This is a genomic window from Streptomyces sp. BR123 (assembly GCF_013401435.1).
GTDB lineage: Bacteria > Actinomycetota > Actinomycetes > Streptomycetales > Streptomycetaceae > Streptomyces.
In genome coordinates this window covers 1-4,176 of sequence record NZ_JACBGN010000440.1, presented here as the reverse complement: position 1 = coordinate 4,176, position 4,176 = coordinate 1, and the positions used below count along the sequence as shown (strand labels likewise).

At 76.4% G+C, this 4,176-nt stretch carries 4 protein-coding genes; 2 read left to right on the top strand and 2 right to left on the bottom strand.

Translation table 11 applies throughout. From position 1 onward, the window contains the following. The coding region (locus HYE82_RS34555) for a tetratricopeptide repeat protein (RefSeq protein WP_179178178.1) at positions 1 to 859 on the bottom strand (859 nt) is incomplete at its 3' end. A gap of 96 nt (positions 860 to 955) precedes the next feature. Here HYE82_RS34555 and HYE82_RS34550 point away from each other — a divergent pair. Further along, positions 956 to 2,386 carry an FAD-binding oxidoreductase gene (locus HYE82_RS34550; RefSeq protein WP_179178177.1) on the top strand — a complete coding sequence of 477 codons (1,431 nt, stop codon included), beginning with the start codon at positions 956 to 958 and terminating at the stop codon, positions 2,384 to 2,386. A gap of 56 nt (positions 2,387 to 2,442) precedes the next feature. Here the strand turns inward: HYE82_RS34550 and HYE82_RS34545 are convergent, their stop codons facing one another. Then, entirely contained in the window at positions 2,443 to 2,925 is a 483-nt protein-coding gene (locus tag HYE82_RS34545) for an SsgA family sporulation/cell division regulator (protein ID WP_179178176.1), read from the bottom strand. A gap of 259 nt (positions 2,926 to 3,184) precedes the next feature. On the opposite strand from HYE82_RS34545, the gene HYE82_RS34540 reads away from it, so the two are divergent. After that, positions 3,185 to 4,176: DUF2510 domain-containing protein (locus HYE82_RS34540; RefSeq protein WP_179178175.1), on the top strand; the 992-nt coding region annotated here is incomplete at its 3' end.

Sequence of the window (4,176 nt, the reverse complement as noted above, 5' to 3'; positions counted from 1 at the left end):
GCCCCAGCCCCGCCAGCGCCCGCGCCCGGCCGCCCAGGGCCTCCGCCTGCGCCGGGTCCGCCCGCAGCGCCCCCTCGTACTGGCGCAGCGCCTCCGCCGGCTCGCCCCGCTCCCACAGCAGCTCCCCGCGCCGGTACAGCACGTACGCCTTCTCCGCCGGGGACTTCGCCGCGCCCGCCGCGTGCTCCAGCGCCACCGCGGCGTCCTCGCGCCAGCCGCGGTCCCGGTACACCTGCGAGGTCTTCAGGTACGCCGTCAGCCCGGGCCGGATCCGGGCCAGCCGCTCCACCGCCTTCTCGGCCGCCGGATAGTCCCCCAGCCCCGAGTACGCGTCCACCAGCACCGGGTACGCCGCCCACTGCCGCGGCGCCTGCGCCCTCACGAGCTCGCCCCACTTCCGCCCGGTCCCGTAGTCGCCGCGGGCGTTCGCGAGCGCCCCCATCCCCGTCATCGCGTCGAGGTTGCCCTTCTCCGCCGGGCGGAGCTCCAGCGACCGCTTCAGCGCCTTCTCCGCCCTCGGGTACCAGGCCGGGTCGGCGCGGCGCCGGGCCTGCTCCAGGTACGCCGACCCCAGCACCGCCCACGCCGCCTCGTCCCGCGGATGGGCCGCCACCCACTCCTCCCGGTCCGCGATCAGCGCCGACAGGTCCGCCACCGACGCCGGCGCCCCCATGCCGACCGCCGACGCGGCCCGCTCCATCGGCGCCGGGGGCCGGGCGTCGTCACCCGGGCGGGCCGGCCGGACCACCAGCGCCCCGGCGATCAGGACCACCGCGACCGCGGCCGCCACGAGCGTCTTGCGACCGGTGAACGTCACGGGCGGCGCAGCGTCCCGCGCTTCCTTGTCGATACGGTCCATGCGATCACTGTGCGTCAATATGAACGGACCGCAGCAGTGTCCGAAGCCCGCCGCGGCCGTGTTCACACCGATGGCCGCCGGTGCCACGCTGGGCCCATGGAACTCAAGGACGACGAGCTCACCGCACGGCTGCGCACGCGCCTCCTCGAAGGGCTCCCCGCCGAGGCCCTCCTCACCGACCCCCAGGTGACCGCCTCCTACGCCACCGACATGGCGAACTTCTGCCCCGCCGGCACCCCGGCGGCCGTGGTCCTGCCCCGCACCGTGGAGCAGGTCCGGCACGTGCTGCGCACCGCGCACGCCCTACGGGTCCCCGTCGTCCCGCAGGGCGCCCGCACCGGACTGTCCGGCGCGGCCAACGCCACCGACGGCTGCATCCTGCTCTCCCTCGTCAGGATGGACCGCATCCTGGAGATCAACACCGTCGACCGGACCGCCGTCGTCGAACCGGGCGTCGTCAACGCCGTGCTCTCGCGGGCCGTCGCCGAACAGGGCCTTTACTACCCGCCCGACCCCTCCAGCTGGGAGCAGTGCACCATCGGCGGCAACATCGGCACCGGCTCCGGCGGCCTGTGCTGCCTCAAGTACGGGGTCACCGCCGAGTACGTGATCGGCCTCGACGTGGTCCTCGCCGACGGCCGGCTCCTGCGCACCGGCCGGCGCACCGCCAAGGGCGTCGCCGGATACGACCTCACCCGGCTCTTCGTCGGCTCCGAGGGCAGCCTCGGCGTCGTCGTCCAAGCCGTCCTCGCCCTGCGCCCGGCCCCGCCCCGGCAGCTCGCGCTGGCGGCGGAGTTCCCCTCCGCCGCGGCCGCCTGCGCCGCCGTCTGCGCCGTCATGGAGGCCGGGCTGACGCCCTCGCTGCTGGAGCTGATGGACCGCACCACCGTGCGGGCCGTCAACGCGCTGGGGCGTGGGGGTCCCCCCTGCTCGAGCGGAGCCGAGAGCTTGGGGGAGGGCCTGCCCGAGACCACCGAGGCCCTGCTGCTCGCCGCGTTCGACACCCCGCACGCGCCCGACGACCTCGCGGCCGTCGCCGCCCTGTGCACGGCCGCCGGCGCCACGGCCGTCGTACCCGCCGACGATGAGGCGGAGTCGGAACTGCTGCTCAAGGCCCGCCGGATGGCGCTGACCGCTCTGGACACCCTGCGCCCCGCCACCATGATCGACGACGTCTGCGTACCGCGCTCGCGCCTGGCCGAGATGATCGACGGGACCGCCCGCATCGCCCGGGCCCACGACCTCGTCGTCGGGGTCTGCGCCCACGCCGGCGACGGCAACACCCACCCCGTGGTCTGCTTCGACCCCGCGGACGAGGACGAGACGCGGCGGGCGCGCACCTCCTTCGACGAGATCATGGCCCTCGGGCTGAGCCTGGGCGGGACCATCACCGGGGAGCACGGGGTCGGCGTCCTGAAGAAGGAATGGCTCGCCCGCGAACTCGGGCCGGTGGGGCTGGAGGTGCAGCGGGCGGTCAAGCACGCCTTCGACCCGCTGGGCCTGCTCAACCCCGGCAAGCTCTTCTGACCGCTTCCCCCGCCCCGGCCCGCGGCGGTGCGGTCCGCGGCCCCGGTCGTCCCGCATCACAGGTCACCGTCCGCAGCCTCGTCCGACGGCCACGCATCGCGCATCCACAGGTCGTCGGCCGGGGTCGGGGCGAGCAGCTCGGCCAGCGCGGCGTCCAGGCCCAGCAGCTCGGCCTCGGTGCCCGGCGGGACCACCCGCAGCGTGCGCTCCAGCCACGCCGACAGCGAGGCGGCCGGGGCCTGGAGCAGGGCGTCGCCGTCGGGCGAGGTGAGTGCCAGGCAGATCACCGGCAGGCCCTCCGGCTTGGCGGGCCAGATCCGGACGTCCCCCTGCCCGCAGGGGCGGAACACCCCCTCCACCAGCAACTCGCGGGCGAAGGTCCAGTTGACCGGGGTGCTGGAACCGGTGTGGAAGGTGATGTGGACGGCGTACGGGTCGTCCGCGAGGTAGACCAGCCGCGCGGGGACCGGGACGCTGCGCTCGGGGGACAGGACGAGCCTGACTTCCAGCTCGCGTTCGACGACGGGGTGCTGCTGCATGGCGGCCTCGCTTCGGTTCGGTGTGCGGGGCCGGGTTGTCGCCCCACACCCGCAGAGAGCGCCGGTGCGCCCGGGTATGACGCGACTTCGCGCACCGGACCGCACTATGGCCTGAATCTTTTGGTGGCCGAAAACAACCCTACGGAGGGATGTTCGCCCGAAGGCTTGGATTCTCCCGTTACCGGACCTCCCGGGGGGCGGTTCTTGGCTATGGTCCTCCCCTTGCACAAGCCTCAAGCCCACGATCGGAGTTGGGGACATGACGGCCTCCCCTGGTGACGGCGACCACGCGGCCCGCGAGGGCTACTACCCCGATCCGTCCATCCCCGGCTACGTCCGGTACTGGAACGGCCGGTCCTGGGTGCCGGGCACGAGCCGGCCCGCCACCCCGGCCGACCGGCCGCCCGTCCCCGCCGACCCGCCCGGCCCGACGCTCCCGGACGAGACCTCCGTGACCGAGGCACTGCCCGAACCCGAACTGGAACACGACCCAGACCCCGAGCCCGAGCCGTTGCCGGCGTCGCCGTCGTCGTCGCTGCCGTCGTCGCTGTCGGCCCCCGCCGACGCATGGCAGGCCGATCCGCTGCGCCAGTCGGGCTTCGGCGGGCCGCACGACCACCGGGTGTCCTGGGGCGGCGGCAGCGACCCCGCCGGGCGGCCCGAGCCGGAGCCCGACACGGGGCACGCGCCCACCCGGCCCGCGGGCGCCGCCCCGGGCCGCGGCCCGCACCCCGAGCCGGAGCCGACGGCCCGCGGGGCCGGGGCCGGTGCACGGGGCGCGGGCAGCGGCCCGGACGGCAGCCCCGGCAGCCGCCCGGACGTCCTCTCGGAGCGCCGCGCCGACGACCGCCCCGACGACCGCCCCGACGACCGCCCCGACGGGCGGCCGAACCGCGGGCCGGGCGTCTCCTTCGCCCGCACCCCGGCCGCAGCCGCCGCAGCCGCCGAGCGGTACCCCGCGCAGGGCGTGGGCATCCTGTCGACCCGCTCCCCGGCCGCCGCCGATGCCGCGCCGTCGGCCCCGGCCACGGCGTGGCCCACCGTCCCCGGGAGTGGCACCGACTCCGGGATCACCTCCTCGTGGCCCGAGGCGACGGAGCGGTGCGCCCCCGCCGCTCCCCCCGCCCCCCGTCCGGAGCCGAGGCCCGGCGCCCGGCCGTCCCCGGCGGCCGCCGCCCGCGGGGCCGCGTTCCCGGCGGCTCCCGAGTCCCCCGCCTCGCCCGTGCCCGTCGCCGCGCCCGCGCCCCCCTC

Coding starts and splice junctions, on each gene's coding strand:
- HYE82_RS34550 (WP_179178177.1), top strand. CDS start 956: ATGGAACTCAAGGACGACGAGCTCACCGCACGGCTGCGCACGCGCCTC.
- HYE82_RS34545 (WP_179178176.1), bottom strand. CDS start 2,925: ATGCAGCAGCACCCCGTCGTCGAACGCGAGCTGGAAGTCAGGCTCGTC.